The organism is Hydrocarboniphaga daqingensis, from assembly GCF_900129825.1.
Taxonomy (GTDB): domain Bacteria; phylum Pseudomonadota; class Gammaproteobacteria; order Nevskiales; family Nevskiaceae; genus Hydrocarboniphaga; species Hydrocarboniphaga daqingensis.
Map to the genome: position 1 here is coordinate 319848 of NZ_FQWZ01000002.1, position 25529 is coordinate 345376.

Consider the following 25529-nt stretch of genomic DNA (forward strand, 5'->3'; position numbering starts at 1 on the left):
GCCGACGCCGCGCTAATGCAGCGCGGCGCCGGCCGCGTTGCCGCATAGCTGACGCCGATCGCGCTCGGTTTCCAGCAGCAGCAGTCCGGTCTGCGCCGGTGACAGCGCGTAAACGTTGCCGTCCGGATCGCGACCATAGATCTGCACGGCGCTGCGATAGCCGTCGAGGCGGTCGCGTAGCTGCTGACACTCCAGGCGACGCTGCGCTGCATCGGCTGCCGAGCGCTGTGGCTCGCCGGCGGGCGCCGGCGCGATCCGCCGCTGTCGTAAATCGTCCTGGGTCAGCGCCGGTCCGCCGTCGCGGTTGACATCACCATACCGCGCTTGGCCATTGCCGTCGGTTCCTTTGTAGACCGCGGCCTTGGCATCGCCAAACGGTGCGGTCAGCAGCGCGGCCGCCAGCAGCGCGGCGGCGCGTTGCCGGCTCACGAACCGCCCTCGGTCGCGCCCTCGCCACAGGCGATCCGGACTTGTTGCGCGCCGATCTCGAGCAGCTTGGCTTTCTGCTGCGGGTCGTATTCGCGGCGCTGGCCGAGCGCATCGGTTTCGACCACCGAGGTCGCGCGGCGGTAGGTTTCGAGCTGGCTTTTGCGGCGCTCGCACTCTTCGCTGCGGGCGGTCTGTACCGGGTCGGTCGGCACCGGTGCCGCGCCGCTGCCTGGCTTGACCTCGACGGCACGGGCGCCAGGCGTGCGCGCGTCACCGTAGTGGACACGGCCGCGATCATCGGTCCAGCGATAGACCGTGGTCGCGTGCACGGTGCTGGCGCCGGCACTGGCCAGCACGCCCAGCCACAGCGCGATCGGGACCCGGTAGACGCCTCGCAAGCTCATCGATGCCATGCAACCAGTCAAATACGGACGGCGATCAGTCTAAGCGCATCAGCCGCCGAGGCTTGCGCCTAGAATCCGACCATCACTACCGCCGGACCGCTCCTTGAAACTTGGCACTTTGCTGCTGCGATCCATGCTGCTGTTGGGCCTGCTGGCGGCCGGAGCGCAGTGGTGGTTACTGCGCGAAGCGGAGCGCAGCCTGCAGCGCATCGCCTACCAATGGCAGGGCTACGGCACGCTGCGTTATGAGCGGCTGTGGTTCAACCTGTGGGGTACCGGCGTGCTGTACGACGTGTCGTTCCACCCCAATGGCTTGATGCAGGGCATGCTCGGCACCCCGCTGGACTACCGGATCAGCGTCGGCGAAGTCCGCATCGACGACTTGGACTTGGGCGACGACCGCAGCCTGCAGCGCGTGCGCCTGCGTCTGATCGATCTGGACTTGCCAATGAGCGACGGCTATCGCCTTCGCGGCCGCAACGCACCGCCGTCGCTGGCCACGCTGGGCTACTCCAGCCTGCGCTTGCAGGCGGCTCTCGATGTGCGCGCGCTGGCCGATGCCGGGCTGCTGCTGGTCGGCGGGGATATCGGCGGCGACGACAGCGCGTACCTGCGATTCGACTTGCAGCTCGACGCCACGCCGTCGCAGCTGGCGCGCGCGCCCGACCAGATCGGGCTGCGCAAGCTGCGGCTGGACTTCGAGGATCGGGGTTTGATGCAGCGCTACCAGGACCGGCGAGCGGCCGAGTTGCAGGTGGATCGCGAGCAAGTGGGTGAGGCCATCGTCCGCCTGCTCGATCAGCGCGCGCGTCGCGAACGCTGGCGCTGGGATGCTGGATCGGCTGCAGCGCTGCGCAGTTTCGTCCGCGCGCCGGGTGCTTGCCGCATCACGCTCGACCCGCCGGACACGGTGCTGTTGCGCAACCTCAACTTGTACTCGGTCGGCGACTGGCCGCCGTTGCTGGGATTTCGCTTTGAGCGACTGCCGGACGCGGCGCCGCGCTGAGGGCGTCGCATGCGGCGCCCGCGCCTCGGGCGAGGCGTTCGAGCGCCGTGTTGGAGCGGCGACTAAACCGCGTCGATGCCGTTTTCGCCGGTGCGGATGCGCACCGTCTGGCCCAGGTCGTAGACGAAGATCTTGCCGTCGCCGATCTGGCCGGTGCGCGCAGCCTTGCTGATCGCGTCGATCGCCTTGTCGACGTTGTCCGGCGTCAGGGCAACTTCCAGTTTGATCTTCGGCAGCAGGTCGACCGTGTATTCGGCGCCACGGTACAGCTCGGTGTGGCCTTTCTGGCGACCAAAGCCGCGGACTTCGGTAACGGTCATGCCCTGCACGCCGATGTCCGACAGCGCCTCGCGCACCGCGTCGAGCTTGAAGGGCTTGATGATGGCGATGAGCATTTTCATGACGGACAGGCCTTGCTGGTGAGGGTGACTGGGCCGCAGTCTAGCCAAAGCGCAGGCGCTTGGAGAAGCGCCGTTTCCAATACGCCGCCTGCTTAGTGTGACGAGGCCGCTGGTGACGAGCCCGCCAAACCGTCGACGGCCTGTGCTTTGAGCTGCGGCAACCTTGCGTCCTTGCGCGCCCACAAGTCGTTGAGCCAGGCCTGAAACGCGGCCCGGTAAGCAGGGTCGCCGTCGTGGTCGCCGTTGATCACCGCCTCGGGTATCGCCTTGATCTCGGCTTCGACGACCAGCGTCTGCTGCTGGCCGCACAGCCAGCTCCACACCAGGCTGGTTCCGCCGGTGGGCTTGTAGGCAATCGTCACATCGATGATGCCGGCGAACTGGTCGCTCATTGCATTGAGCGTGAATGCCAGGCCGGCCGACTTCGGCCGCAGCAGATGGGCGTAGGGCACGTCTTGCAGCGCGCGCTTGGCCGGCGTGAAGCGCGTGCCTTCCGGGAACATGATCGCGGTGATCGGCTGCCGCCGGTACTTTTCGCAAAACTCGCGCGTCGTCCGCAGATCGTCGCCGCGCAGTGCCGGATTGCGGGCGATCGCCTCGCGTGAGTGGCGCTTCATAAACGGCATGTCCAGCGCCCAGCAGGTGACGCCGATGATCGGCACCCAGATCAGCTCGCGTTTCAGAAAGAACCGCGGGAAGTGATTGCGCCCGCGCAGCGCGTCGCACAGCACCAGAATGTCGGCCCAGCTCTGGTGATTGCAGATCAACAGATAGCTCTTGCCCGGCTCGACCACGCCGTTGAAGCGCACCTGCCAGCGCAGGTCCTGGATCAGCCGGTAGATCAGTGCATTGCCGACCACCCACAGATCGGCGACGCCGGTCAGGTAGCGCGTTGCGAGCCGGCTGGCCGACGGCAGCCTCAGCACGAATGCAAACACCGTCTTGAGTGCGATGCCGGGCACCAGCAGCGCGGTGATCATCAACAGCCAAGCCAACATCACGCAGAACGTGGCAACGCCGATCAACGGCGCCGGCAGCAGCATCGACAGCATCGGCTCTCCTTTTTCTCGGCTCTCAGGCCGATGGCGTGCCCACGTGGTACGCCGGACTCAGTTCGCGCACGGCGTCGATCATCGCAGCCGCGTGCTCGGGCGGCGTCTGCTGCAGAATGCCGTGCCCCAGATTGAACACGTGGCCCGATCCCGGCCCATAGCTATGCAGTACCCGCGCGACTTCCGCGCGGATGCGCTCCGGCGAGGCGAACAGCGTCACCGGGTCGAGATTGCCCTGCAGCGCGACGCGACCGCCGACGCGCTCGCGGGCGGTCGCAAGATCGGTGGTCCAGTCCACGCCGAGCGCATCGCAGCCGGTGTCGGCCATGTCGGCCAGATGATGGCCGCCGTTCTTGGTGAACAAAATCACGGGTACGTCGGGCGCCACCGCCTTGATGCCGGCGACGATCGCCTGCATCGGCTGCAGTGACAGGCGCTGATACGCATGCGGCGCCAGCACGCCGCCCCAGGTGTCGAACACCATGACCGCGTCGGCACCGGCTGCGATCTGCGCCAGCAGGTACTGCGTGACCGTGCGCGCCAAGCGCGCCGTCAGCCGGTCGAAAGCATCGGGTTCGTTCAGCGCCAGCGCTTTGACCTTGGCAAAGTCGTGGCCGCCGCGTCCTTCGACCATGTAGGTCGCCAGCGTCCACGGGCTGCCGGCAAAGCCGATCAGCGGCAGCGTGTTGCCGAGCGCCGAGCGGATCGTGCGCACCGCATTCATTACGTAGCGCAGCTCGTCCTCAGGGCCGGGTTCGGGCAGCGCGTCGATCTCGGCCACGCTGCGCAGCGGACGGGCGAACTGCGGGCCTTCGCCTTCGGCAAAGCTCAGGCCCAAGCCCATCGCGTCGGGAATCGTCAGGATGTCCGAGAACAGAATCGCCGCGTCCAACCCGAAGCGGTCCAGCGGCTGCAGCGTTACTTCGCAGCACAGCTCGGCGTTGCGGCACAGGTCCATAAAGCCGCCCGCTTTTGCGCGGGTGGCGCGGTACTCGGGCAGATAACGCCCGGCTTGCCGCATCATCCAGACCGGCGTGCGCGGCGTGTGCTCACGGCGCAGTGCGCGCAGGAACAGGTCGTTATCGAGGGATCGGCGGGAGGGGGCGGGCGTGGTCATCGCTCATTGTCACCTGCGGGGCGGTCGTTGACGATGGCCGGTGACGGAGTCGACGGCATCGGCACGAAGCGTTGCTGCTCGTCGACAGCGGTATCGGCGCGCTGCAGCCGTCGCAAGCTGTAGCCGGCAAATGCCAGCAACACGACGAACACCGCCACGTAAAGGCCAGCGGGCCCGATCAGATGCATCACGGCTGCACTGGCGACCGGCCCGAGGCATTGACCAACGCCGTAGCACAGCAGCAGGCTGGCATTGGCGGCCACCGGATTGCGACCCTGCGTGCGGTCATTGAGCCGGGCAAGGCAAGCCGGATACAGGCACGACGCGGTCGCTGTGAACAGCATGCTGGCGCCAAACAGTGCGGCCAGCGACAGCTGCCCGATCGTCGCCGCCAGCAGCGATGCGGCCGCCACGGCCAGCGCGATACCGAGGATCACGCGGCGACGGTCGTAGCGGTCGGACCAGCGTCCGAGCGGATACTGCAGCGCCATCGACGCCACCACGGCGCAGGCCATGTAGCGCGCCACGGTTTGAACGTCGTGGCCCAAGTCCTTCACCGACACGGGCGACAGCTGATAGAACGCGGCCATCGCAAAGCCGGCCGTCAGTGCGCCGACGACGCTGACCGGCGAGGCGCGAAACAGCTCGCCAAACTTCAGGCGCGACGAGGCGGGCAGCGCCGGCGCCGGTCGCGACGTCAGCGACAGCGGCACCGAGGCTAGCACCAGCAGGGCGGCGGCCATCGAGAACAGTCGCGTATCGCCGGGCGGATACAGGCCGACCAGCAGCTGTCCGCCTGCGCCGGCCAGGTAGTAGTTGACCATGTACAAGCTCATCAACCGACCACGCGCCTGCGGCGTGGCATGGGCGTTGATCCAGCTTTCGAGCACGATCAGCAGCAGTGCGCCGCAGAAGCCGGACACGGCGCGCAACAGCGCCCACAACCGCTCGTCAAACACGATGCTATGTGCCAGCGCGGCGCAGCAGGTCAGCGCGGCGAACGCGGAGAACACGCGGATGTGGCCGACCCGACGGATCAGCCTCGGCCCGGCGATCGAGCCGAGCATGAAGCCAAACGAATAGCACATCATGATCAGGCCGATCTGCATCGGCCCGAGCCCGGCAGCCGAAAGGCCGAGCGACAACTGAGTGCCGAGCAGCATTTGCCCGGCGACGAACAGCGCGGCGGCCATGAAGACCGAGGCAGCGGAGAGCAACAGGGGCAGCATGCGGTTGTGATAAAAAAGCGTCTAAAAGCGCTTTTTATATCAATCCGAAAAAGGGTGTGCGGGTATTGTCCGGCAAACGGTGGAGACGTGCATCTTGGTTATGAATCAATAAACAAAATACTGAATAGCAATAAATAATCTCAAAAGTGAGATAAAACAGTTAACTTAAAACGATTTAGCAATTAAAAATCGCATTTGGCTTGAATGGTGATGCGGCTTGCGAACGCCGGCTGTTTGTGATCAAAGCGATGCGATTGGTGGTTAGTTATTGTTTTTATAACATTCACAAAAACACCGAATACAAGGGACCATCACATGACGATTGATCTGCTGTCCGAACCCGCCGTGCGCCTTTCGCTGGTGGCGACCGGCGTCTTCTTTCTGTCGGGATTGCTGACCGGCGTCTGGAAGTACCTGCACTTCGCGCGCAGCGCCGACGCGACCGCGCCGGCCTATGTCGACATCGCGCACCGTGCGTCGCTGATGTACAGCTTCGCCTCGCTGCTGCTGTCGGCGTTTGCCGCGTTGTCGGCGTGGTCGGCCGTAGTCGACTTCTGGGCGGTGGCACTGCCGCTGCTGTTCTTCGCTGGCGCGATCGTCGGCTACGTCGTCCACGGCCTGCTGCGCGACACCGACAACCAGTTCCGCCGCCCGCACACGGTCGGCCCGGTCGCGCTGCCGCGTCACGGCCTGCTGCTGTTCATGGTGGCGCTCGCCGCCGCCGAAATCGGCGGTTTCGTCGTGCTGTTCGCCGGCGTGCTGAGGACCTTGGGGCTGGTTTAATGTGACGCTGACCCAGCGCGCTGGATCATCGGACTGTCATGCTATTACGGCGACACTGCTCGTCTCGTCACGAATTTTGCAGGGGTCGCGCAAGGGGTATACCGGCCGCCATGGCTCGTAGCCCCGGAGATCCTCCCGTGTAGGCTCGGTCGCCGTGTCCATGACGCAGATATTTCTCCATGTCGGCCCCCATAAAACGGGCACCTCGACGATACAGAACTGGCTCAGCGCCAACCGCGACGTGCTTCGGGCGGAGGGTGCGCTTTATCCCGGGCAGGCCTTGAACCACAACAACGTTGCCAACCAGCTGCGTGTCGGGCGGGCAACACCTTTCGGTTCGATCGTCGACGAGATCCGCAGCGCCCCTCCGGGAACGCGAGTGATCCTCAGTGCGGAAGCCTTTACCCGGGTCCCAGGCGAGGATCGGGCGCGGCTACTGCGCGACCTGTCGGCCTGGCCGGTGACCATCATTTACTACCTGCGGCGATCCTGGGAGCGGGCGGCGTCCTCGCATACCCAGGGTCTGAAGAATCTCTACCGGTTCGGCCCGGTTATGGGCAAGGTCGAGCGACGTGTTGGGCGAGGTGATTACCGCGATCTGGAAAGCTGGACGGGCTACGACAATTGCCGGCTCAGTGTTCGAGTATTCGACAAGGCCGAATGGCCCAACGGTAACTTGATCGAGGATTTTCTCTCGGTGGTGGGCTTGCCGGCGCTGGGTGGCGGACCGCGTTACGTCGCTGTGCCTAACCGCAACGAGATGCCCGGTCTGCCGGCGTTGCGCGTCTACGCCTCGGTGGATCCGACGCAAGTCGAGCCACTCGGTCACAGTGCCAAGCGACAGGTCCGTGAACACGTCGAGGTGATCGCGTCTCAGCTGGGCTGGAACCAGCCGCGCGCTGTACTGGTCAGCAGCGAGGACATTCGGCGATATGAAGCCATGCTGGCGCCGGAGTATCAGCGGATCGCCATCGACTTTCTCGGGCGTCGCGATGGTGTGCTGTTTGCGCCGCTGGCATCGGACGCTGAATTCGTAGCCGACTCGCTGACGGCCGACGCGCTGCCGGTCGAGGATCGGCAGCGTTTCGTCCGTGCCGCCTGGGACCACGCGCTGGACCAATGGGAGGCGCTAGGCCTACCTCCGTTGCCTGCCAGCTTGCCGGAACACCGCGAATCGCGGCGACGCTCGGAGTTGGCCACGGTGCTGGGCTTGCCACCCTGCATTACGGAGTCCGACGACCGTCGGGGAATGATGGCCCAGGGCTTGATTGCCAAGATCGAAGCGGATCTGGGTTGGACGCAGCGAGAGGATGCTTCCATCGATGCGGATCCGGCACTCAGACCGGCTGCGGTTCTCAGTGCTCAGGAACTGCTGCAAGCCGGCTTGCAGGCGGTCATCGTCACGGTCTTGGAGATCGAGCGCGCCGAGCAAGCGGCGCAGGCAGAACGAGCGGCAGCGCTGGCGGCGAAGCCATCGCTGCGTCCGTCGCCCGAAGAGCGCGAATTGAAACGTGCCGAACGTCGTGAGATTCGACGCGCGTTGCGCCGCGCTGAGCGAATGCAGCAACTCCAGCGCGCGTCCGCGGCGTCGATACGGCTGCGCGCCGTCAATGTATGGGCGCGGATTCGCCGCGCGGCACGCTCGGTGCTGTCGCGGCTGAGACGAACGCTGCGCCGTTGATTGTCTCGGTCCGGGGAGCGCAGCCCTTGTGCTGCGCTCCCCGGCTCGAAATCGACGTCGTTACTGCAGCTTGACCTCAAAGCCGACAATCAGGTTGGCACCCGGCATCGGCACCTGATCTTTGACGAACGACGTCGAGCGACGTGCATTCTCGTCGAGCAGGTTGCGGCCGCGCAGGTAGATCGACGTGTCGTGGCCGGCACCGGGCAGCGTGTAGTTGAGGCTGGCGTTGAGCATCGTGAAGCCGTCGGTTTCGGTTTCCAGCGGCGCGACGCGGTCCTGGCGCAGCACGCGGATCAAGTCGAGGCTGCCGGAAAAGTTGCCCTGATCGGCTTCCAGGCCCAGACCGATCCGCGCCGGCGTCATCCGCGGCAGGTCGCGGCCACCGCCGCTGAGCTCGCCATAGGCGATGTCGCCGAACAGGCGGCTGCGGACGTCGAAGCGGCCGTTCTGCACCAGCGCGTAACCGATTTCGCCTTCGAAGCCATAGAACCGGGCATCGGCCTGACGATAGTTGACCAGCAGCAGTTCACCGTCTTCGGCAAACGTGCCCTCGTCGTCGACCCGATCGGCAACGCCGTCTTGATTGGCGACACCGCTGCCGTCGGCATTGAGGCCTTCATCCACTTCCTGTTCGAAGATGTAGTTCTGGATGCGCTCGAAATACACGTTGCCGCGCCACTGGAAGCGGCCGTTGTGCTTGTCCAGGCCAATCTCGAAGTTGTTGGCCGTTTCCTTGGCGAGGCGGTCGTCGCCCCGCTCGTAGGTCGAGGTCGCGCCATGAGGGCCAAACGCGTACAGCTCTTCGGTGACGGGCGCGCGCTGCGAGCGCGTTGCGAACAGCTTCAGGTGGTAGTCGGCGCTCAGGTCGATCGTCGTGCCGCCCGACAATGAGAATGGCTTGAACGTCAGCGCGTCGCGGCCGATGGTGTCGCTGTCGACGTGATCGATGCGCAAGCCGAACTCGGCTTGGCCCCAGGACACCGCGCGCTGCTCGACGACGAACACGCCCAGCGACTCGGTCACCGTTTCCGGCACGAAGGACTCGTCACCGATCGCAGCGAAGTCGCGATGGCCATACTGCAGGCCGACGACGCCGGTCCAGCCGGCCAGCGGAGCATGCAGCGCTTCAAGGCGCGTGTCGCTCTGACGGTTTTCGAAGCGCGTGCCTGGCTCACCGGGGGCCTCGAACTCGACGTGGCCGTAGTCGTTGTAGCCGCTGCGCAGCCGCAGCGACGTGATGCCTGGCAGCGGTTGATACAGCTTGGCTTCCAGGTCGTAGCGGCTCTGGCTCATGTCGATGAAGGCTTCTTCTTCGACCGGCAAGCCGTACTCGGAGACCACGCGGCTGAAACTGCCGGCGATCGAGCCGCCGTCCCAGAACTGCGCTGCCGACAGCGACCCCGAATCCTTGCGCGCGCCGCTGTTGGGCATGCGCCCGCCAAAGCCGCTGCCGTCGAGCGCCGAATTGCCGGCCAGATCAAAGTTGTTCGCCTGGTTGCCGGCGATCGTGGCGCGTAGTTGCGTGCCGCCGACGCCGTAGCCGATCCGTGCATTGCCGAAGCGCTGATCGCCGTTGTTGCCGTAGCCGGCACCGGCTTCGCCGCTGAGCCCCGGCGTGACCGCCGACGGCAGCGCGCCGTCGACGACGTTGATGACGCCAGCCGACGCCGCGCTGCCGTAGATCAGCGTCGTCGGCCCCTTGAGAATTTCGATCTGCTCGGCGTGCGCCGGATCGATGCCGACGTCGTGGTCGGTACTGACGTCCGAGGCGTCCATCGACGGGCTGCCGTTCTGCAGCACCAGCACGCGAGGGCCGCCCTGGCCGCGGATGATCGGCCGGCCGGCGCCGCGACCGAAGTCGGTGGTCGACACGCCCAGCTCGTTTTCCAGCGTTTCACCGACGGTCAGGCCGCGACGGCGGTCGAGCGCGTCGCCAGTGAGCACTTCCACCGGCTGGGTCAGTGTGTCGGCGGGACGGGCGAACGGGTCGGCGGTGACGATGATTTCGGGCAGCACGGTGCCGTCAGGGCTTGCGGCGGGTGACGGACCGGCAGCGTGGGCGGCGGGGGTGGAGAACGACAGATACAGCGCGCTCGCAAGCGCGGAGCGACGGAACAGACGCGACATGGTGGACATCCTCGACAAAACGGATCGGAAGCGGCGCGCACACCGGCGCGCACGCAAGGCAACGAACGCGACGCGGCCGTGAGCGGCCGGGCAGCGCGGGATCAGCAGGTCGAGTGAGGCGGCGCCCTTGCGCGGGCGGTCAGCGGGGTGGCGACGCTGGCATGCAGCTGCAGCGGTGCCGAGGAGACATCGGGCGCGATCCAGTGGGCAACGGCCGGTGATGCCGGCAGCGGTGCCCCCCCGTCGAGGTTCATGCCCAGCACGCAGACCGAGCAGGCCTTGTCCTGCGCCAGCGCCGGATGCTCCAGCGCATGCGCAAAGCTCAGCCACTGCGTGAGCAGCAGGGCTAGGGCCAGCAGCAAGGTGGGCATACGACGGGTCCGCATCCGACTAGTGTGGCTCAGATTCGCGAACAGATGAATGGGGATTGCCGGTGATGGCGTTCAAATCGGCGCAAACAGCGCCTGTCCGCGTGCCGCGATCGCGTCGCGAAACCAGACCAGCGCGCGGCCTTCACCACCGCCGCGCCAGGCTAGGCGCAGCGGTGCACTGCCGCGCTCCTGCTCGACGCGCTTGACCCGCAGCCGGCCGTTGGCGACGTGGCCGCCGATCAGATGCTCCGGCAGAAAGCCGCCACCGAGGCCCGCAAGCTGCGCCTGAATCTTGGCTGCGAGCGTCGGCACGATCAGCGTGTCCTGATTGGGCTGAATGCCGAGGCTGCGGGCCGGCAAGCGTCGCGATGAGTCGGCGGCGACGATGCCGCGATGGCGCGCAATCGTGGCCGCCTGCAAGGGCTCGTCGGCATCGGCCAGCGGGTGATCCGGCGCCACCGCATAGACGAACGCGACGTGGCCCAGTTCCAGGGACACCAGCCCAAAATCGTCGGGCGGCTCGCCAGGCGCGGCCACGGCGAGGTCCGCGCGGTTGTCGATCAGCGCATCCCAAGTGCCGCCGAAGATTTCCTGCGTGAAGCGCACCCGCGTGCCGCTGCCGAGCGCGTCGAACTCGGTCACCAGCGCCAGCAAGCGTTCCAGCGGCAGCACTTCATCAGCGGCGATCGTCAGCTGTGTTTCCCAGCCTTGGGCGACGCGCTTGACGCGCCGTTCCAGCGTCTCGGCCTGACGCAGCAGATCGCGGCCTTGTTCCAGCAACTCACGCCCGGCCGGCGTCAGCTCGGCGCGCTTGCCGCTGCGGTCGAAGATCGCCACGCCCAAGTCCGATTCGAGCTTGTTGACGGTGTAGGTCAGCGCCGACGGCACACGGTGCAGCCGCTCGGCGGCGCGCGCGAAGCTGCCAGCGCTGGCGATGGCATCCAGGGTTTCGAGAGCATCCAGGCTCAAGCGCATCGGCAGAGTTCCAGGTTCAAAGCCGCTGAAGCGGCGGTCCAAATCATTCCGATTTTTTAACGCGGTGCAGCGGCATAGATTGGCGCGATCCAATGCCATGCAGGAGCACGTTCATGATCCGCTTCCATTCCAGCGCCGACCGCGGCCACGCTGATCACGGCTGGCTCAACAGCCATCACAGCTTTTCGTTCGGTGAGTACTACGACGCGGCGAAGATGGGCTTCGGCCCGCTGCGCGTGATCAACGACGACCGCGTTGTCGGCGGCGCCGGCTTTCCGCCGCACTCGCATCGCGACATGGAGATCATCAGCTATGTGATCGACGGCGGCTTGCGCCATCGCGATTCCACGGGCGGCACGTCGGTGATCCTGCCCGGCGAATTGCAGCTGATGACCGCCGGCAGCGGCATCACGCACAGCGAGATGAACGCTTCGCCGATCGATGGCGTGCACTTCCTGCAGATCTGGATCGTGCCGTCGGTGCGCGGCGCGGCGCCGGGCTATCAGCAGGCGGCGCTCGACACGGCGGCGTTGCAGCGCGGCTTTGCCACCGTGGTCGCGCCGGCCGGCGAGGGCGCGCCGTTCACGATCCTGCAGGATGCGCGCCTGCAGATCGCGTGGCCCGAAGCCGGCCAGCGCCTGATGCCGACGATCCGCGCCGACCGCCAGTACTACCTGCACGTGGCCACCGGCAGCGTCGAAACCAGCGGCCGCACGCTCAAAGCCGGCGATGCACTGACGCTGACCGGCGAGAATGCGCTGCACGTTACCGCCGGTGACGACGCGCAACTGCTGCTGTTCGACTTGCCGGCATAGCCCCGCCACAGTGACTCAGCGTGAGCCGCGCCAGTTCAGCGCCAGGTGCACGCTGAAGTCGGGCGAGGAACTGGTGATCAGGTCTTCCTGGAACGCCAGGTCCAAGTCGAAGCGCGGGTCGACGTGGTAGCGCAGGCCCATCGTCAGCTGCAGGCCGTCGCGGAACGGGTCGAGCTCGGACTCGTCGTACAGCGCGCCATGGCCATACAGCTGCACCAGCAGCGACAGCGGATCGAACACCCGTGCCGCAAGCCCGGCGCCGGCAAACGGCACCCACTGGTTCTGCATTTCGCCGAGGATCGCGGTCTGACCGTTGTACGACACACCGCCCGACAAATAGCCGCTGAACATCGAGCCGGGCGCAAACGGCAGCGCGTAGTCTCCCCAAGCTGCAACGCCGCTGTTGCCGCCGGCCAGATGCGATTCGCTGCCGGTTTCGAACTTGATCTCGGTACGCAACGCCAAGCTCTCCAGCGCCTGCCAGCCCAGCGCCATGCGCACGTCGCCGAAGTCGGCGCCGCTGCGCTGTTCCAGCAACTGGGTCTGGCCGTTGCGCGCGTAGCCGTACAGATAGCGGTTGCGCGGCGCTTGCTCGCGACCGCCTTGCGGCAGGCCGAACAGCGAATGCCAGTCCTCGACCGGGCCGTCCATGAAGCCGCCGCCCTGGTACATCACCGGCAGCTGCAGGCTCAGGTCCAGCCCGCGACCGAGACCACGGCGGAACGCCAGCGTCAGCAGATTGGTTTCGCCGTCGAGCACCACCACTTCGCTGGCGTCGCCGCTGGTGTGGTACTCGGTGGTCAGGTCGTAACGCAGTGCATCGGCCGACTCGCCGGCCGCCAGCACCCGCGCCTGCCCCAGCACCGGCAGTTCGAACGCACGCGCCAGCGCGCTTTGGTTGTAGGTCGCCAGCGGGCCGCCGGGGCCAGCGGCCAACGCCGGCTCGACGCTGAGCAACAGCGCCAGACACAGCGGTGCACGGCGTGTCAAAACATTGATCACGGTTGAGTCCTGGTAGGGTTTATCACATACGGTTTCAGCCCGAAGCTTAACGCAGGTCTAGGGCCGATCTGCGCGCTCTGCTAGCATCCGGGCCCGTTTGAATGCAACACGCCGACACGGCCTTTCAACATGAAGTTTGTTACCGACAACATTCGTCTGCGCGCGCGTGCGGTTTCGACGCCGGCGCAGGTTCAGAACGAGCTGCCGCTGAACGAGCGCGCCGCCCAGACCACGTTCGATGCACGCCGCGAAATCCAGGACATCCTGGCCGGCCGCGACGACCGCTTGCTGGTCGTGGTCGGGCCCTGCTCGATCCATGACGTCGATGCCGCGCTCGAGTACGCGCAGCGCCTCGCCACCGCGCGCGACGCGCTCAAGCAGGATCTGCTGATCGTCATGCGCGTGTACTTCGAGAAGCCGCGCACCACGGTGGGCTGGAAGGGCCTGATCAACGATCCGGGCCTGGACGACACCTACGACATCGATCTGGGCCTGCGCACCGCGCGCAAGCTGCTGCTCGATCTCAACGGCCAGGGCATGCCGGCGGGCGTTGAATACCTCGACCTGCTGACGCCGCAGTACCTGTCGGACCTGGTCAGCTGGGGCGCGATCGGCGCGCGTACCACCGAGTCGCAGCTGCACCGCGAAATGGCCAGCGGCCTGTCGTGCCCGGTCGGCTTCAAGAACGGCACCGACGGCAGCGTCAAGGTTGCCGTGGATGCCTGCATGGCCGCGCGTTCGCCGCATCGTTTCCTGTCGCTGACGCAGGAAGGCCAGATCTCGATCTTCGAGACCACCGGCAACGAGGACTGCCACATCATCCTGCGCGGCGGCACGTTGGGCACCAACTACGACACGCAGGCGGTCGAAGCCGCCAGTGCGGCGATGACCAAGGCGGCGCTGCCGGCTCGGATCATGATCGACTTCAGCCACGCCAACAGCTCCAAGCAGCACAAGCGCCAGATCGTCGTGGCGCAGGATGTCGGCGCGCAGATCGCATCGGGCGACACGCGGATCATGGGCGTGATGGTCGAAAGCCATCTGGTCGAAGGCCGGCAGGAAATCGCGCCGCGCGACCGCATGTGCTACGGCCAGAGCGTCACCGACGCCTGCATCGGCTGGGACGACACGGTTGAAGTGCTGCGCGGCCTCGCCGCCAACGTCGCCCAGCGCCGCCAGCAGCTGGCCAAGACCGCCTGAGCGGAGCGCGGCAGGCCTCGACTAGGTCTGCCGCGTCGCCAGCCAGCGCAGCACGCGCTCGGGCGGGTCATCGTTTTTGACCACGTGCAGCGGCTTGCTGCCAGCGAGCCGCCCGCCCAGTGCGACCACGACGCCGTGGCGCGGGCACAGATCCAGGCATTTGCAGCGGCTCAGCGGTAGCGCCGGGCCGGGCAGCGCCTGCAGTTGCAGCCGCAGCCACTCATCCAGCGGCACACCGTCAACGTCGGCGTCGCGGCCCTGCTCATGCAGGCAGGGCTTGCACACCAGCACGGCCTCTTCGCGCATGCGCCGGCTGCGCTTGCTCACGAAACGCGAAACTCCAGCCGTTCGATCAACTGCCCGTCTGGGGTTTCCAGGTCGACGCGCCAATCACCGCGCGGGTCTTCGGGGAAGTTGCGCTTGCGACTCCAGGTGCGCCAGCCGGTCTTGCCGCCGCCGTGGATTTCGGCCGGAATCCGGTCGAGCTTCTTGCCGTTCTGCACCCACTGGAACACGACGCTCTGCTCCAGTCCCATCGGCGCGCGGATCGCGACGAACGCCACCGCGCCGCTGGCGCGCAGCGCGGTCACGCTGAACTGGTTGACGGCCGGCCCCGGATCGAGTCCCTGAATCTGCTGCGCGATCCTTGCTTCGGTCACCGACAGGCCGGCGGGCGGCACATGCGAGCGCAGCAGCCACAGCAGCACCGGCGCAACCGCCAGCGCCGCCAGGCCGATCAGCCGCGCGCGCGGCGTGACCAGATCGGCCCAGACCCGAGGCAAGCCCAGCAGCAGCCACACACCGGTAATCGCCAGCGCCAGAGGCAGCGCGTTTTCGAGTTGCACCTTGAGCGCGATCGGGATCACCACCAGCGCGCAAACAAAGCTGACGTAGGCATGGAACAACAAACCCAGCGTCGGCCGCTGCGCGATGCGTTTCTCGTAGATCGGGTCGAGCGTGCTGATCAACGCGGCCAGCACGGCCAGGCTGGTGAACAGCCACTGGCCCCAGTCGGGCTGCGTGGCGCCGATCACGAACGGCAGCGAGAAGAACAGCACTTCCTGCTGCAGCGACTGCGTGATCATCTGCAGCGCGTAGGGCGTCCAGCGTGAATTGAAGCGGCGCAACAGCCAGCGATGCAGCCAGCCTTGCACCAGCAGCCATGGCCATCCAAGCAGCGCCACCACGGCGATCATCCGCGCCAGGCCTTCGCCACGCCGCACCATGAAATAGCTGCCGGCGCCGGCGACGAAGCTGCCCAGCGGCAGCAGCCATGGATAGCGGTCGAGCAGCCGCAGCACGCGCAGCATCAGCCGCTGCATCAACGGCCAGCGCGGCTTGTTAGCAGGCGTGTCGGCGTCAGCGGACTCGGCCAGGGCGTCGTCGAGTTTCAAAGGGCAACCCGCGCGTGATGACGGTGGCCGCGATTAGGCGCGGCCGTGACTGAAGCCTGCGTGAGTCGGATCGTGTGCGCGCTCACTGGTACACCTGCACCGGAAAGCTCAGTTCGATTCGCGACTGCGGCATGTCTGGCGCCATCTGCGGCACCGGTGACGCGCGCTGGATCACGTCGACGGCCTTGGCGTCGACGGATGCATTGCCGCTGCCGCGCAGCACCGAGGCGTCGAGCACGCGGCCGGCGCGATCAATCGAAAACCGCACTTCGACGGTCACCTTGGCCGAAGCGCGCACCGCTTCGGCCAGCACGCGCTGGTTCACCGTGAACAGATGCTGGGTCAGTTGCTGGAAGAACGCGGCGCGGTTGGCGACGGCGGCGCCGGCAGGCCGTGCCGGTGGCTCCACGGCCATGCCCGGCAGCGCGGGCGCCGCACTCGTGACCTGCGGTGCTGCACCCGGCGATTCGACCGCGGCGAGGTCGGTGCTTGGTGCTACCGGTCGCTCGGCTTGCGGGCTGCGGTAGATCGTCGTCGATGGCGGCGCGTAGATGATCTGCGGCCGGATTGCCGGCTCGGCGGCCGGCGCGACCGGTACCGGCGCTGCGGGCGCCGGTGTGGCCGGTGCAGGTGCCGCAGCCGCAGCCGGCGTCGGGCTCGGCGCTGGCGCGGTCGGCGTCGCTGCGGATGGTTCGATCGCAGCTGGAGTGGGCGGAGTCGGTGGCGACGCTGCGGCCGGAGTCGGCGTTGGAACCGCCACTGCCGGCGGCGCCTCGCGGTCGCGGTTCTGCTCGCGGCGCGGCTCGGGTCGCGGCGACGCGGTCGGACCGGCGGCCTCGGCTACGGTGGCGGCACGCGGCCGGCGACCGGCCGGCGCTGGACTCGGCGCGACGATGGCGCTGGCCGTTGCCGGCTTTGCCGCGACATCCGGCGCCGCTTGCGGCGGCGTCCGCGTCCGCGCCAAGCGCAGTTCGACGACGCTGCGGACCACTTCTGCCGGCGCCGGTGCCGGCGTCGGGTTCAAGCGTTCATATGCAGCCTGGGCTTCGCGGGCCGCGTCGCCCAAGTTCTGACTCAAGTCGAGTCGGATGCGAACGATGCCGGCCGCGGGCGGCAGCGGCACGCGACTCGGCGGATTGTCACGGATGGCGGCGCCGAGTTCGGTGGTCATCCGCAGCGATGACGGCAGCCGCACCGGGATCACGTCCGGAGTCGCCATCGGTTCCAGCGCCGGCGCGCGCCGCATCGCGATGCGCTCGGCCGCGTCGCGCAGCGCCTGTTGGATCGACGGCAGCGACAGCGCCGCTGCCAAGTGCAGCACCACGGCCGCCGCAAAGGCGATCGACAGGCGGGGCGGCGGCGTGGGGAGCGTTGCGGCGTACATGATCGGGCTGCAAGGCTATGCGAAACCCGCGCCGCTTGCGCCGGCTCCGCGCGATGGCGGGGCCGGCGTGCAGCAGGTCGAGCCTGCGCCTACCAGTGCTCGCCCTTGAACACGTTGGCGAACACCATCTGCTCCAGCGTCGGCTTGTGGCCTTCCTTGCGGCCCTGGCGCGCGGCCGAGGACGACGGGAACAAGCGGAAGCCCCAGCTGAGCACATAGTCGTTGAGCTTGGGCCACAGCGCGTAGCTGACCGAGGCCGCCGTGCCCAGCGTGGTGGCGATCGACTTGGGCCGCTCTAGCACCGCGCGCATCACCACGTCGCCGGCGGTATCGGGGCTCCAGGTCGGCACGTAGTCGTACATCTTGGTCGGCGCGATCATCGGCGTGCGCACCAGCGGCATGTAGATCGCCGTGGTGTGGATGTTGTGGTTGCGCACTTCGGCTGACAGGCAGCGCGTGAACGCATCGAGCGCGGCCTTGCTGGCGACATAGGCCGAAAAGCGTGCTGCGTTGGCCAGCACGCCGATCGAGCTGATGTTGACGATGTGGCCGCTCTTGCGCTTGGTCATGCTCGGCAACAGCTTCATGATCAGCCGGATCGCGCCGAAGTAGTTCAAGTCCATCGTGCGCTGGAAGTCGTGGAAGCGCGTCGTCGATTCCATGACCGCGCGGCGGATCGACCGGCCGGCGTTATTGATCAGGATATCGACGTGGTCGAAGTCGCGCAGCACCTCGTCGGCCATGCGGTCGATGTCTTCCATGTTCGACAGGTCGCAGCTGTAGATGTACGCCTCGCCGCCCGCTTTTTCGAGCACGGTCTTGGCTTCTTCGAGCTTGTCGAGCGTGCGCGCCACCAGAATCACCTTGGCGCCGGCAGCCGCGAACTTCTTGGCTGCGTTGAAGCCGATGCCGGAGCTGCCGCCGGTCACCAGCACCACTTTGCCGGCCAGCTTCTGCATCGCATCGGCCGGAATCTTGACCTTCAGGTCGAGGAACAGCTCCCAGTACGCCCACAGCTTGTCGGCGTAGTCGCGGATGTCAGGGCAGGTGATCGACGTGTCCTTCAACGCAGCGCGAGCGCGCTTGTTGTCGAACACTGCGCGGTTGAACGCATAGCCGATCACCGACATCGGCACACCGATGGTGTCGGCAACGCGCTTCTGCGTGGCCTTGGGCACCATGCTTGCCATGCGGCTGCCCAGATTGCGGACCGCGTTGGGGATCACCGGCAGATCGATCTTCGCGGCGAACTCGGGGCCGTGCGCGACTTCCATGCAGGTGCCGAGCAACTCGCCGACGGTCGGCGCCTTGTTCTGCATCAGGTGGAAGCACTGGCCGTCGAGGCCGGGCTTGTGGGCGATCGCGTCCATTGCGGCGGCGACGAAGTCCACCGGCACCACCGGCATGCGGCCGCCTTCGATGCCCAGCAGCGGTAGCCACTTGGGTACCTTGTGGCTGATTTTCTGCAGCGCCTTGAAGAAGTAGTAAGGCCCGTCGATCTTGTCCATCTCGCCGGTCTGGCTGTGGCCGACGACGATGCCGGGGCGATAGATCCGGAACGGCACCTTGGATTCGTTGCGGACGATCGCTTCGGACTGGAACTTGGTCCGGTAGTACGGATGGTCGACCGACTGGCCGACATCGAACATGTCTTCGGTGAACTTGCCGACATGCTCGCCGCCGGCCACGGCGACGCTGGACACATGGTGCAGCCGCACTTCGCCGCCGAGGTCGTTGGTGAAGGCCACGACGTTGCGCGTGCCTTCGTTGTTGATGCGGTCGGCCACCGCATCGTCCATCGTCATGTCGTACATCGCCGCCAGATGAAACACGTGGTCGATCTTGCCGGCGATCTTCTTGAAGTCGGCGGCGCGAATCAGACCCGGCTCGGTGATGTCGCCCGTCACCGGCACCAAGCGCCGTGCATGATCGCCGTAGCGCAGCGACTGCTCGGCGAACTTGTCCTTCGAACTTTCGCGGACCAGCACATAAACCTTGCTGTCCTCGCGCTCGAGCAACTTCTCCAGCAGGAATTTGCCGATGAAGCCGGTGGCGCCGGTGACGAAGTAATTCATGACGTTCTCCTCTCGTTATATTTTGATGCTGCGCCAGGGTCACCTGACCCTGGCTGACCGGCAAGGGTCGAACACGATCAGTTACGGCCGCCCTTGAAGTGCTCCATGCTGCTGTAGATCTTGAACACCTTGTCGGCGATGACGTCCCAGACCGACAACGGCAGCACGCCGCGCGTGAACATCGCCAAGCGAACGGTCCACGGCATCGTGATCAGCGGCTTGCCGATCTTCATGGCCTTCCAGACGCGGTTGACGACCGTTTCCGGCGTCAGGATCGGCGTCATCAGTGGCGCCTTGACGCCGTCGAACATGCCGGTGGAGATGTAGCTCGGGCACACGGTCGTCACCTTCACGTGATGGTGACCGGCCTGCTGCAGTTCCAGGCGCAGCGAATCGCTCCAGCCGATAGCCGCCCACTTGCTGCCGCAGTAGACGCTCATCCGCGGGTTGCTGACGGTGCCGGCGGCCGAGGCGATGTTGATGATGCGGCTCTGGCGGCCGCCGGTGATCATCGCCGGGATGAACGCGCGGGCGATGTACATGATCGCCAGCGAGTTGATCGCCATCGTCGCCCAGATGTCGCGGCGGTTGTCGTGATCCCAGAAGTATTTGCCGCGGATGATGCCGGCGTTGTTGAACAGCAGGTCGATGTCGCCGATCTCGCGCTGCACTTGCGCGGCCGTCTTCTCGATGTCTTCCAGGCTGGACACGTCCACCGTGTACGCGAACACGGTGCCGCCGGCCGCCTTGAGTTCGGCCACGGTCTGATCGAGCGCCGCCTGATTGATGTCCCACAGCACCACGGCGCCGGCCTTCTCACGCACTGCCAGTTCGGCGTACAGCTTGCCCATGCCCATGGCGGCGCCGGTAATCAGCACCTTTTTGCCTGCAACGGTTTCCATCCACATGCTCCGATCAACGAAATAGCGGGGTCGAGCCGCCATCGCCCGGCGCCGGGTCGGTGACGCGCGCCGTTCGGGGCCTATGGGGACGGTCCGGCTCGAAGGCCGCCAGTGTGTTGCCAGCGCGGCGCTATCGCAACCGCGAATCGGCGGCAAACCAGCGCCATTGCGCGCCGATCTGCGCTTGCAGCGCGGCAATCCGTTCGTTTCGCAATGCCTCCGTATAGGGCGCTGCGGGGTGCCGGCCCCAGACTGGCGCCGGCCAGGCTGGATCGCCGACGCGGCGGACGATATGGTGCAGATGCAGCTGCGGCACCATGTTGCCCAGCGCGGCGACGTTGAGCTTGTCGCCGCCAAAGGCCTGCATCATCGCGCGGCCCAGCGTCACGGATTCGGCCAGCAGCTGGGCTTGATCGGCGTCGGTGAGTTCGTAGATCTCGCGCAGCGCCGGACGTCGGGGCACCAGGATGCACCACGGGTACTGGGCATCATTCATCAGCAGCAGCCGGCACAGCGGCGCGTCGGCCAGCGGCTGGCAGTCGGCAGCCAGCTGCGCGTGCAGTTCGAAGCCGCTCATGGTGCAGCGCCAAGCTGGCTCAGGATGAACGCGTATTCGCGCGCGGTGTCCTGATACTTCTGGTACCGGCCCGACTTACCGCCGTGCCCGGCGGCCATGTCGACGCTGAAGATCAGCGGCCGTTGATCGGTCTTGGTTGCCCGCAGCCGTGCGACCCACTTGGCCGGCTCGTAGTACTGCACCTGGCTGTCCCACAGGCCGGTGACGACCAGCATTGCCGGATAGGCTTGCGCGCGTACGTTGTCGTACGGCGAATAGCCGAGCATGTAGTCGTAGTACGCCTTCTGCTTGGGGTTGCCCCACTCGTCGAATTCGTTGGTGGTCAGCGGGATTGACTCGTCGAGCATCGTCGTCACGACATCGACGAACGGCACATAGGCGACGATGCCGCGATAGTCCTGCGGCGCCAGATTGGCGACGGCACCCATCAGCAGGCCGCCCGCGCTGCCGCCGGCCGCGAACACGCGGTCCGGCGCTGCGTAGCGCTGCGCGACCAGCCAGCGCGTGCAGTCGATGAAGTCGGTGAACGTGTTCATCTTCTTCAGCAGCTTGCCGTCTTCGTACCAGGCGCGGCCCAGTTCCTGGCCGCCGCGGATATGGGCGATCGCCACGACGAAGCCGCGGTCGAGCAGGCTGACCCAGTTGGATCGGAACACCGGGTCGGTCGAATAGCCGTAGGACCCGTACGCGTACTGATACAGCGGCGCGCTGCCGTCGAGCCGCGTGTCCTTGCGGTAGGCCAGCGAGACCGGCACGCGCGTGCCATCGCGTGCCGTGGCGTGGACGAATTCGGTGCGGTAATTCGCAACGTCGAAGCCGCCGAGCACCGGCTCGGCCTTCAACAGCGTGCGCTGCCCGTCGACGAGGTCGTATTCGTAGGTGCTGCGCGGGGTGACCAACGAGGTTTCGACGTAGCGCAGCTTCTGCCGCGTGGCGTCGGGCGTGTCGACCAGCGTCATCGAATAGCTCGGCTGGTCGCTGGCGATCACGAAGTCGCGGCCGCCGTCCCAGCGCCGTGCGCGCAGCTTCAGAAGCCCGCCGCTGCGTTCGTTGACCGCCAGGTAATCGCGGTACAGCGCATAGTTTTCGATGAAGGCGTCGGGGCGCGCCGGCAGCACGTCCTTCCACGCGGCCTTGTCGGCCGCGCGCGCGATTGGCACGCGGACGATGCGGAAGTTCGGCGCCTGCCAGTTGCTGCGGATCACGAAGTCGTTACCGATCGCGTCGGCCTGATATTCGTGGCCGGCCTCGCGCGGCAGCAGCGGCTTGAAGCGCAGCTGCGGGTCGTTGGCGGCGGCGTAGCGCACTTCGGTCTGCAAGGTGCTCTGCAGCTGGATGAACAGCAGCTTCTCCGACTTGCTGCTGCCCAGGCTCAGGTAATAGCTCGGGTCTTTTTCTTCGTAGATCAGCGTGTCTTGCGCGGGCGCCTCGCCGAGCCGGTGGCGGTGTACGCGCACCGACAACAGCGTGACCGGGTCCTTGGCCACGTACAGCAGCGTCTTGCTGTCGGCGGCCCAGACGATATTGGGCTCGACGTTGGGCACGCTGTCGGCCAGCGTGGCGCCGGTTTCGAGATTCTTGATCTTCAGCGTGTACTGGCGGCGGCCGACGGTGTCTTCGGCGTAGGCCAGCAGCTTGCCGTCGGGGCTGATCTGCGTGTCGCCGATCTGGAAGTACGCATGACCCTGCGCCATCGCGTTGCCGTCGAGCATCACCTGCTCGGGTGCCGACATCGAGCCGACGCGCCGGGCGTGGATCGGGTACTCCTTGCCTTCTTCGAAGCGCGTGTAGCGCCAGACGCCGTGCTGCAGCACCGGCACCGAAGCGTCGTCGGGCTTGAGACGCTGCACCATCTCGTCATACAGCCGCGCCTGCAGGTCAGCGGCCGGGGCCATGACCGCATCGCGATACGCGTTTTCAGCGTTCAGATAGCCCAGCACCTCGGGCGACTGACGCGTGTCGTCACGCAGCCAGTAGTAGTCGTCGTTGCGGGTGCCGTTGGGTGAGGTCACTGCATAAGGCTTGCGTGCGGCGACCGGGGCGACGGGCGCGCTGGCCGGCGTCGATGCCGTGGTCGCAGGCGCTGGTGTCGGCGCAACGGGACTGGGCGCGACACAGCCGGCAGCCAGCAGCAGCGCCAGCAGCGCGGCCGGCATGCGAACTTCCGCCAGACCGCGACGCGTCAGCGTCGATAGATAGGACATCGTCAACTCCGGTGATCGACGCTCCCCAGCGGCGCCGCCGGCGATCTTACTGTTTGCCCCGCCCGCTCGCGTATTGCCGTCGTAGGAGGGCTACCATCGCGACAACCCCATGCTGGAGCGTCCCGATGTCACGTCATGCCTTGCTCGCCGGTAGTACGGGATTGATCGGCAGTTTGTTGCTGCGCCAGCTGCTCGACGACCCTCGCTACGACCGCGTCACCGCGCTGAGTCGCCGCGAGCTGCCGCTGCAGCACGAGCGGCTGCACGTGCTGCTGACGGACTTCGACGATCTGGATCGCAGGCGCGACATGCTGGGCGCCGATGACGTGTTCTGCGCGTTGGGCACGACGATGGCGCGCGCCGGCTCGCGCAGCGCGTTCGAACAGGTCGATCACGGCATGGTGCTGGCGCTGGCCCACGCGGCCCGCCGGGCCGGCGCGCGCCAGTTCGTGCTGGTGTCGGCGGCCGGCAGCAGTGCCACATCGCCGTCGTTCTACAGCCGCACCAAGGCGCGCGTGGAGTCCGACCTGCGTGCGCTGGGCTATCCGGGCCTGCATATCTTGCGGCCGTCGTTGCTGCTCGGTGACCGCCGCGAGTCGCGGCCGATGGAGCAGTTGGCGCAGCGCCTTTCGCCGGCACTGGGCTGGCTGGCGCGCGGGCCGATGGCGCGCTACGCGCCGGTGCAGGCCGCCACCGTGGCCACGGCGATGCGCGTGATCGCGCTGCGCGACCAAGCGGGCACCCATGTGTACGAGGCGCCGTTTCCGGCCTGATCGCCGCGACGGTGCGCGCGGCTAGGACTCCGGCAACTCGATCACGCCGCTGCCTGGCAGGCGCGCCGCGCCTTGCGGCGCCGCGGTCGGCGTTGCCTCGCCGATCGCCGTGGTGTCGGTGCGTCGCTCGTAGAACGCCTCGCGCAGTGCTTGCTGCAGCCGGTCGCAGCGGTCGCCGCGCAGCCCGGCTTCCAGCAACTCGGCGCTGATCGTCGCCAGCAGCGATTCAAACTCGCGGACCCGCGTGGCGTCGCTGGATATCGCGTCCAGCAATTGGTCGAGCCGGTTCAGGCCGTCCTGCCATGGTGCCGACGGACGGCCGTGGCGCAGCAGCCGCTGTGTCAGCAGCGGCCCCCAACCGGCTCGCAGAAACAGCCGCAACCCTTGTGGCAGCGTGTGCTGCAAGGTCGCCTGAGCCAGGGTTTCGGCAACGTCGCGGCGCGCATCGACCAAACCGCGGTCCTCGCCTAGACCGCTGTGCAGGCGCAGTCCATCAAGGCAGTCGGTGACTTGGGTCGCCGTCAAGGGTGCTATCTGCGGCAACGTCGATTGCACGAAGCTGGCGCTCAAGGCCATCTGGTCGATCCGTGCGCACAGCTGACGGCGCTGACGCTCGTCGTGGCATTCGCAGGCTTGGCGCAGCAACTGACGAACCGGATGTGCCGGCCAGTACAGCAGCGCCCCGTCGGCGAGCACGATCTTGGTCAGCGTGAAACGCAGTGGTTCGAATGCAGCACGCGCGCTCGCGGCCAGCGGCTCCAGCGAGGTGGCGATCAGCTGCCCCAGCAGCGCCAGCCGCTGGGCGATCGGTCGCGGATCTCCAGCCGGGGCCGGGGCTCGATGCAGCGCGGCCAGCAGCACTGCGGCCAGCTGTGCGTCGGCATCCTGCAGGCCGCGCGCTTGCTCGTGGCGCAGCGCCGTCAGCATCGCCTCGTCGACGCTGTGCTCGGCATCGGCCGCTGTCACCATCATCGCGTCGGTCGTGCCGGCGGCGGTGGTCGGTAACGGGTTGTCGAGGGTATCCAGCGCTTGGATCAGGATTCGCTCCAGCGCCGCACCCAGCACCGGTTCGAGCAGTGCATACAGCGCCAGGCGCTGCGATCCGCCGATGTCCTGAGCCTCCAAGGCGACGCGCAGCGTGTCGACCAGCGTGGCCGGAGCGAATGCTGCGGCCAGGTTCGGCATCTGCCCGCGCAGGGCCCGTACCCTGAGCCGCTGTTCGAGTCGCACCAGCGGCGGGTCGTGTGCGCGGCGCAGGCGCTGGGCCAGGGCGTCGATCGCAAGCTGTTCGACGCGCGCCTCGGCCGCCGGCCGTCCATAGCGAACCAGCTCACGATCACCGCGCCCACCGGCGGCTGACGGCGGTGAAAACAAGCGGGCGATCTCGCGCCGGTAGCGCCGGTCCAGGCTGTTGCGCTCGACCCTGAGCCGCGCGGACAGTTCGGCATGCAGGCGCGGGCCCGGTACGTCGCGACCGTCAGCGACAAGCCGGTCGAGCCGACCCAGCAGGTCGCCGAGCGCTTGGCTCAGGTGATCCTGCACCATGCCGCACAATAGGCCTGCCGTCCCCGCTGCGGGTCCGTCGGGTCCCTGGGGCTGCTTTTCGATCGAGTTGGACATGACCT

General features: G+C 66.9%; 24 protein-coding genes. 6 read left to right on the forward strand and 18 right to left on the reverse strand.

Going from position 1 to position 25529, the window contains the following annotated elements; genetic code table 11:
- Positions 1-12: 12 nt before the first annotated feature.
- Positions 13-429, reverse strand: a complete 417-nt coding sequence (locus BUB09_RS04470) for a hypothetical protein (protein ID WP_072894720.1) — start codon at positions 427-429, stop codon at positions 13-15.
- Positions 426-842 carry a DUF4124 domain-containing protein gene (locus tag BUB09_RS04475; protein WP_072894723.1) on the reverse strand — a complete coding sequence of 139 codons (417 nt, stop codon included), beginning with the start codon at positions 840-842 and terminating at the stop codon, positions 426-428. The genes BUB09_RS04470 and BUB09_RS04475 overlap by 4 nt, the downstream gene beginning before the upstream one ends.
- Before the next feature lie 94 nt (positions 843-936).
- Between BUB09_RS04475 and BUB09_RS04480 the strand changes: the two genes are divergently transcribed.
- Entirely contained in the window at positions 937-1839 is a 903-nt protein-coding gene (locus BUB09_RS04480; RefSeq protein ID WP_139250117.1) for an aq_1923 C-terminal domain, read from the forward strand.
- A 62-nt stretch (positions 1840-1901) separates the two neighbouring features.
- Here the strand turns inward: BUB09_RS04480 and BUB09_RS04485 are convergent, their stop codons facing one another.
- From BUB09_RS04485 to BUB09_RS04500, 4 genes are all read right to left on the reverse strand, one after another.
- Positions 1902-2240 (reverse strand): P-II family nitrogen regulator, encoded by a 339-nt coding sequence (locus tag BUB09_RS04485; RefSeq protein WP_072894728.1) that lies wholly within the window; start codon positions 2238-2240, stop codon positions 1902-1904.
- Positions 2241-2332: 92 nt separating this feature from the next.
- Positions 2333-3292 carry a 1-acylglycerol-3-phosphate O-acyltransferase, YihG family gene (gene yihG / locus BUB09_RS04490; RefSeq protein WP_072894731.1) on the reverse strand — a complete coding sequence of 320 codons (960 nt, stop codon included), beginning with the start codon at positions 3290-3292 and terminating at the stop codon, positions 2333-2335.
- Between the two features lie 22 nt (positions 3293-3314).
- On the reverse strand, positions 3315-4409 hold the full coding sequence (gene hemE / locus BUB09_RS04495; RefSeq protein WP_072894734.1) for a uroporphyrinogen decarboxylase: 1095 nt from the start codon (positions 4407-4409) through the stop codon (positions 3315-3317).
- The gene (locus BUB09_RS04500; protein WP_072894737.1) at positions 4406-5638 is read right to left on the reverse strand and encodes an MFS transporter; all 1233 of its coding nucleotides are present in this window, start codon (positions 5636-5638) and stop codon (positions 4406-4408) included. The genes hemE and BUB09_RS04500 overlap by 4 nt, the downstream gene beginning before the upstream one ends.
- Positions 5639-5953: 315 nt before the next feature.
- Here BUB09_RS04500 and BUB09_RS04505 point away from each other — a divergent pair, with 315 nt between their 5' ends.
- Together BUB09_RS04505 and BUB09_RS04510 are read left to right on the forward strand one after the other, a co-directional pair.
- Positions 5954-6421, forward strand: coding sequence for a hypothetical protein (locus BUB09_RS04505; protein WP_072894741.1), 468 nt, complete (start codon positions 5954-5956; stop codon positions 6419-6421).
- A gap of 160 nt (positions 6422-6581) precedes the next feature.
- A complete protein-coding gene (locus BUB09_RS04510) occupies positions 6582-8102 on the forward strand; it encodes a hypothetical protein (RefSeq protein WP_072894743.1) in 1521 nt (506 codons plus the stop codon).
- Positions 8103-8162: 60 nt separating this feature from the next.
- Here BUB09_RS04510 and BUB09_RS04515 read toward each other — a convergent pair whose 3' ends face one another.
- The 3 genes from BUB09_RS04515 to BUB09_RS04525 all read right to left on the reverse strand — a co-directional run bounded on the left by BUB09_RS04515 (position 8163) and on the right by BUB09_RS04525 (position 11578).
- Complete coding sequence (locus BUB09_RS04515) at positions 8163-10232, reverse strand: TonB-dependent receptor (protein WP_245793132.1); 2070 nt, start codon at positions 10230-10232, stop codon at positions 8163-8165.
- Positions 10233-10333: 101 nt separating this feature from the next.
- Positions 10334-10603: a hypothetical protein gene (locus BUB09_RS04520; protein ID WP_072894749.1), complete on the reverse strand. Its 270-nt coding sequence runs from the start codon at positions 10601-10603 to the stop codon at positions 10334-10336.
- Positions 10604-10675: 72 nt separating this feature from the next.
- On the reverse strand, positions 10676-11578 hold the full coding sequence (locus BUB09_RS04525; protein ID WP_072894755.1) for a LysR family transcriptional regulator: 903 nt from the start codon (positions 11576-11578) through the stop codon (positions 10676-10678).
- A 113-nt stretch (positions 11579-11691) separates the two neighbouring features.
- Between BUB09_RS04525 and BUB09_RS04530 the strand changes: the two genes are divergently transcribed.
- Positions 11692-12393: a pirin family protein gene (locus tag BUB09_RS04530; protein ID WP_072894758.1), complete on the forward strand. Its 702-nt coding sequence runs from the start codon at positions 11692-11694 to the stop codon at positions 12391-12393.
- Positions 12394-12408: 15 nt separating this feature from the next.
- Here BUB09_RS04530 and BUB09_RS04535 read toward each other — a convergent pair whose 3' ends face one another.
- Positions 12409-13395 carry a DUF3187 family protein gene (locus tag BUB09_RS04535; RefSeq protein WP_084083159.1) on the reverse strand — a complete coding sequence of 329 codons (987 nt, stop codon included), beginning with the start codon at positions 13393-13395 and terminating at the stop codon, positions 12409-12411.
- Between the two features lie 129 nt (positions 13396-13524).
- Between BUB09_RS04535 and BUB09_RS04540 the strand changes: the two genes are divergently transcribed.
- On the forward strand, positions 13525-14595 hold the full coding sequence (locus BUB09_RS04540; RefSeq protein WP_072894760.1) for a 3-deoxy-7-phosphoheptulonate synthase: 1071 nt from the start codon (positions 13525-13527) through the stop codon (positions 14593-14595).
- 21 nt (positions 14596-14616) lie between these two features.
- On the opposite strand, the gene BUB09_RS04545 is transcribed toward BUB09_RS04540, so the two are convergent.
- The 7 genes from BUB09_RS04545 to BUB09_RS04575 form a co-directional block, all read right to left on the reverse strand.
- Positions 14617-14922 (reverse strand): hypothetical protein, encoded by a 306-nt coding sequence (locus BUB09_RS04545; protein WP_072894761.1) that lies wholly within the window; start codon positions 14920-14922, stop codon positions 14617-14619.
- Positions 14919-15989 carry a DUF5924 family protein gene (locus BUB09_RS04550; protein WP_084083160.1) on the reverse strand — a complete coding sequence of 357 codons (1071 nt, stop codon included), beginning with the start codon at positions 15987-15989 and terminating at the stop codon, positions 14919-14921. The genes BUB09_RS04545 and BUB09_RS04550 overlap by 4 nt, the downstream gene beginning before the upstream one ends.
- A gap of 82 nt (positions 15990-16071) precedes the next feature.
- Positions 16072-17373: an energy transducer TonB gene (locus tag BUB09_RS17565; RefSeq protein WP_072894762.1), complete on the reverse strand. Its 1302-nt coding sequence runs from the start codon at positions 17371-17373 to the stop codon at positions 16072-16074.
- A gap of 89 nt (positions 17374-17462) precedes the next feature.
- Positions 17463-19448 carry an SDR family oxidoreductase gene (locus BUB09_RS04560; RefSeq protein WP_072894763.1) on the reverse strand — a complete coding sequence of 662 codons (1986 nt, stop codon included), beginning with the start codon at positions 19446-19448 and terminating at the stop codon, positions 17463-17465.
- Positions 19449-19525: 77 nt separating this feature from the next.
- Positions 19526-20350, reverse strand: coding sequence for an SDR family oxidoreductase (locus BUB09_RS04565; RefSeq protein ID WP_072894764.1), 825 nt, complete (start codon positions 20348-20350; stop codon positions 19526-19528).
- Between the two features lie 130 nt (positions 20351-20480).
- Positions 20481-20927 (reverse strand): HIT domain-containing protein, encoded by a 447-nt coding sequence (locus BUB09_RS17570; RefSeq protein ID WP_072894765.1) that lies wholly within the window; start codon positions 20925-20927, stop codon positions 20481-20483.
- Positions 20924-23131 carry a S9 family peptidase gene (locus BUB09_RS04575; RefSeq protein WP_217650230.1) on the reverse strand — a complete coding sequence of 736 codons (2208 nt, stop codon included), beginning with the start codon at positions 23129-23131 and terminating at the stop codon, positions 20924-20926. Before BUB09_RS04575 ends, BUB09_RS17570 begins: the two co-directional genes overlap by 4 nt.
- A gap of 125 nt (positions 23132-23256) precedes the next feature.
- On the opposite strand from BUB09_RS04575, the gene BUB09_RS04580 reads away from it, so the two are divergent.
- Positions 23257-23904 (forward strand): NAD(P)H-binding protein, encoded by a 648-nt coding sequence (locus BUB09_RS04580; RefSeq protein ID WP_072894766.1) that lies wholly within the window; start codon positions 23257-23259, stop codon positions 23902-23904.
- Between the two features lie 21 nt (positions 23905-23925).
- Here the strand turns inward: BUB09_RS04580 and BUB09_RS04585 are convergent, their stop codons facing one another.
- Positions 23926-25524 (reverse strand): DUF1631 family protein, encoded by a 1599-nt coding sequence (locus BUB09_RS04585; protein ID WP_084083161.1) that lies wholly within the window; start codon positions 25522-25524, stop codon positions 23926-23928.
- Positions 25525-25529 lie beyond the last annotated feature (5 nt).

Coding starts and splice junctions, on each gene's coding strand:
- BUB09_RS04475 (WP_072894723.1), bottom strand. CDS start 842: ATGGCATCGATGAGCTTGCGAGGCGTCTACCGGGTCCCGATCGCGCTG.
- BUB09_RS04485 (WP_072894728.1), bottom strand. CDS start 2,240: ATGAAAATGCTCATCGCCATCATCAAGCCCTTCAAGCTCGACGCGGTG.
- yihG (WP_072894731.1), bottom strand. CDS start 3,292: ATGCTGTCGATGCTGCTGCCGGCGCCGTTGATCGGCGTTGCCACGTTC.
- hemE (WP_072894734.1), bottom strand. CDS start 4,409: ATGACCACGCCCGCCCCCTCCCGCCGATCCCTCGATAACGACCTGTTC.
- BUB09_RS04500 (WP_072894737.1), bottom strand. CDS start 5,638: ATGCTGCCCCTGTTGCTCTCCGCTGCCTCGGTCTTCATGGCCGCCGCG.
- BUB09_RS04505 (WP_072894741.1), top strand. CDS start 5,954: ATGACGATTGATCTGCTGTCCGAACCCGCCGTGCGCCTTTCGCTGGTG.
- BUB09_RS04510 (WP_072894743.1), top strand. CDS start 6,582: ATGACGCAGATATTTCTCCATGTCGGCCCCCATAAAACGGGCACCTCG.
- BUB09_RS04515 (WP_245793132.1), bottom strand. CDS start 10,232: ATGTCGCGTCTGTTCCGTCGCTCCGCGCTTGCGAGCGCGCTGTATCTG.
- BUB09_RS04520 (WP_072894749.1), bottom strand. CDS start 10,603: ATGCCCACCTTGCTGCTGGCCCTAGCCCTGCTGCTCACGCAGTGGCTG.
- BUB09_RS04525 (WP_072894755.1), bottom strand. CDS start 11,578: ATGCGCTTGAGCCTGGATGCTCTCGAAACCCTGGATGCCATCGCCAGC.
- BUB09_RS04530 (WP_072894758.1), top strand. CDS start 11,692: ATGATCCGCTTCCATTCCAGCGCCGACCGCGGCCACGCTGATCACGGC.
- BUB09_RS04540 (WP_072894760.1), top strand. CDS start 13,525: ATGAAGTTTGTTACCGACAACATTCGTCTGCGCGCGCGTGCGGTTTCG.
- BUB09_RS17565 (WP_072894762.1), bottom strand. CDS start 17,373: ATGTACGCCGCAACGCTCCCCACGCCGCCGCCCCGCCTGTCGATCGCC.
- BUB09_RS04560 (WP_072894763.1), bottom strand. CDS start 19,448: ATGAATTACTTCGTCACCGGCGCCACCGGCTTCATCGGCAAATTCCTG.
- BUB09_RS04565 (WP_072894764.1), bottom strand. CDS start 20,350: ATGGAAACCGTTGCAGGCAAAAAGGTGCTGATTACCGGCGCCGCCATG.
- BUB09_RS17570 (WP_072894765.1), bottom strand. CDS start 20,927: ATGAGCGGCTTCGAACTGCACGCGCAGCTGGCTGCCGACTGCCAGCCG.
- BUB09_RS04575 (WP_217650230.1), bottom strand. CDS start 23,131: ATGTCCTATCTATCGACGCTGACGCGTCGCGGTCTGGCGGAAGTTCGC.
- BUB09_RS04580 (WP_072894766.1), top strand. CDS start 23,257: ATGTCACGTCATGCCTTGCTCGCCGGTAGTACGGGATTGATCGGCAGT.
- BUB09_RS04585 (WP_084083161.1), bottom strand. CDS start 25,524: ATGTCCAACTCGATCGAAAAGCAGCCCCAGGGACCCGACGGACCCGCA.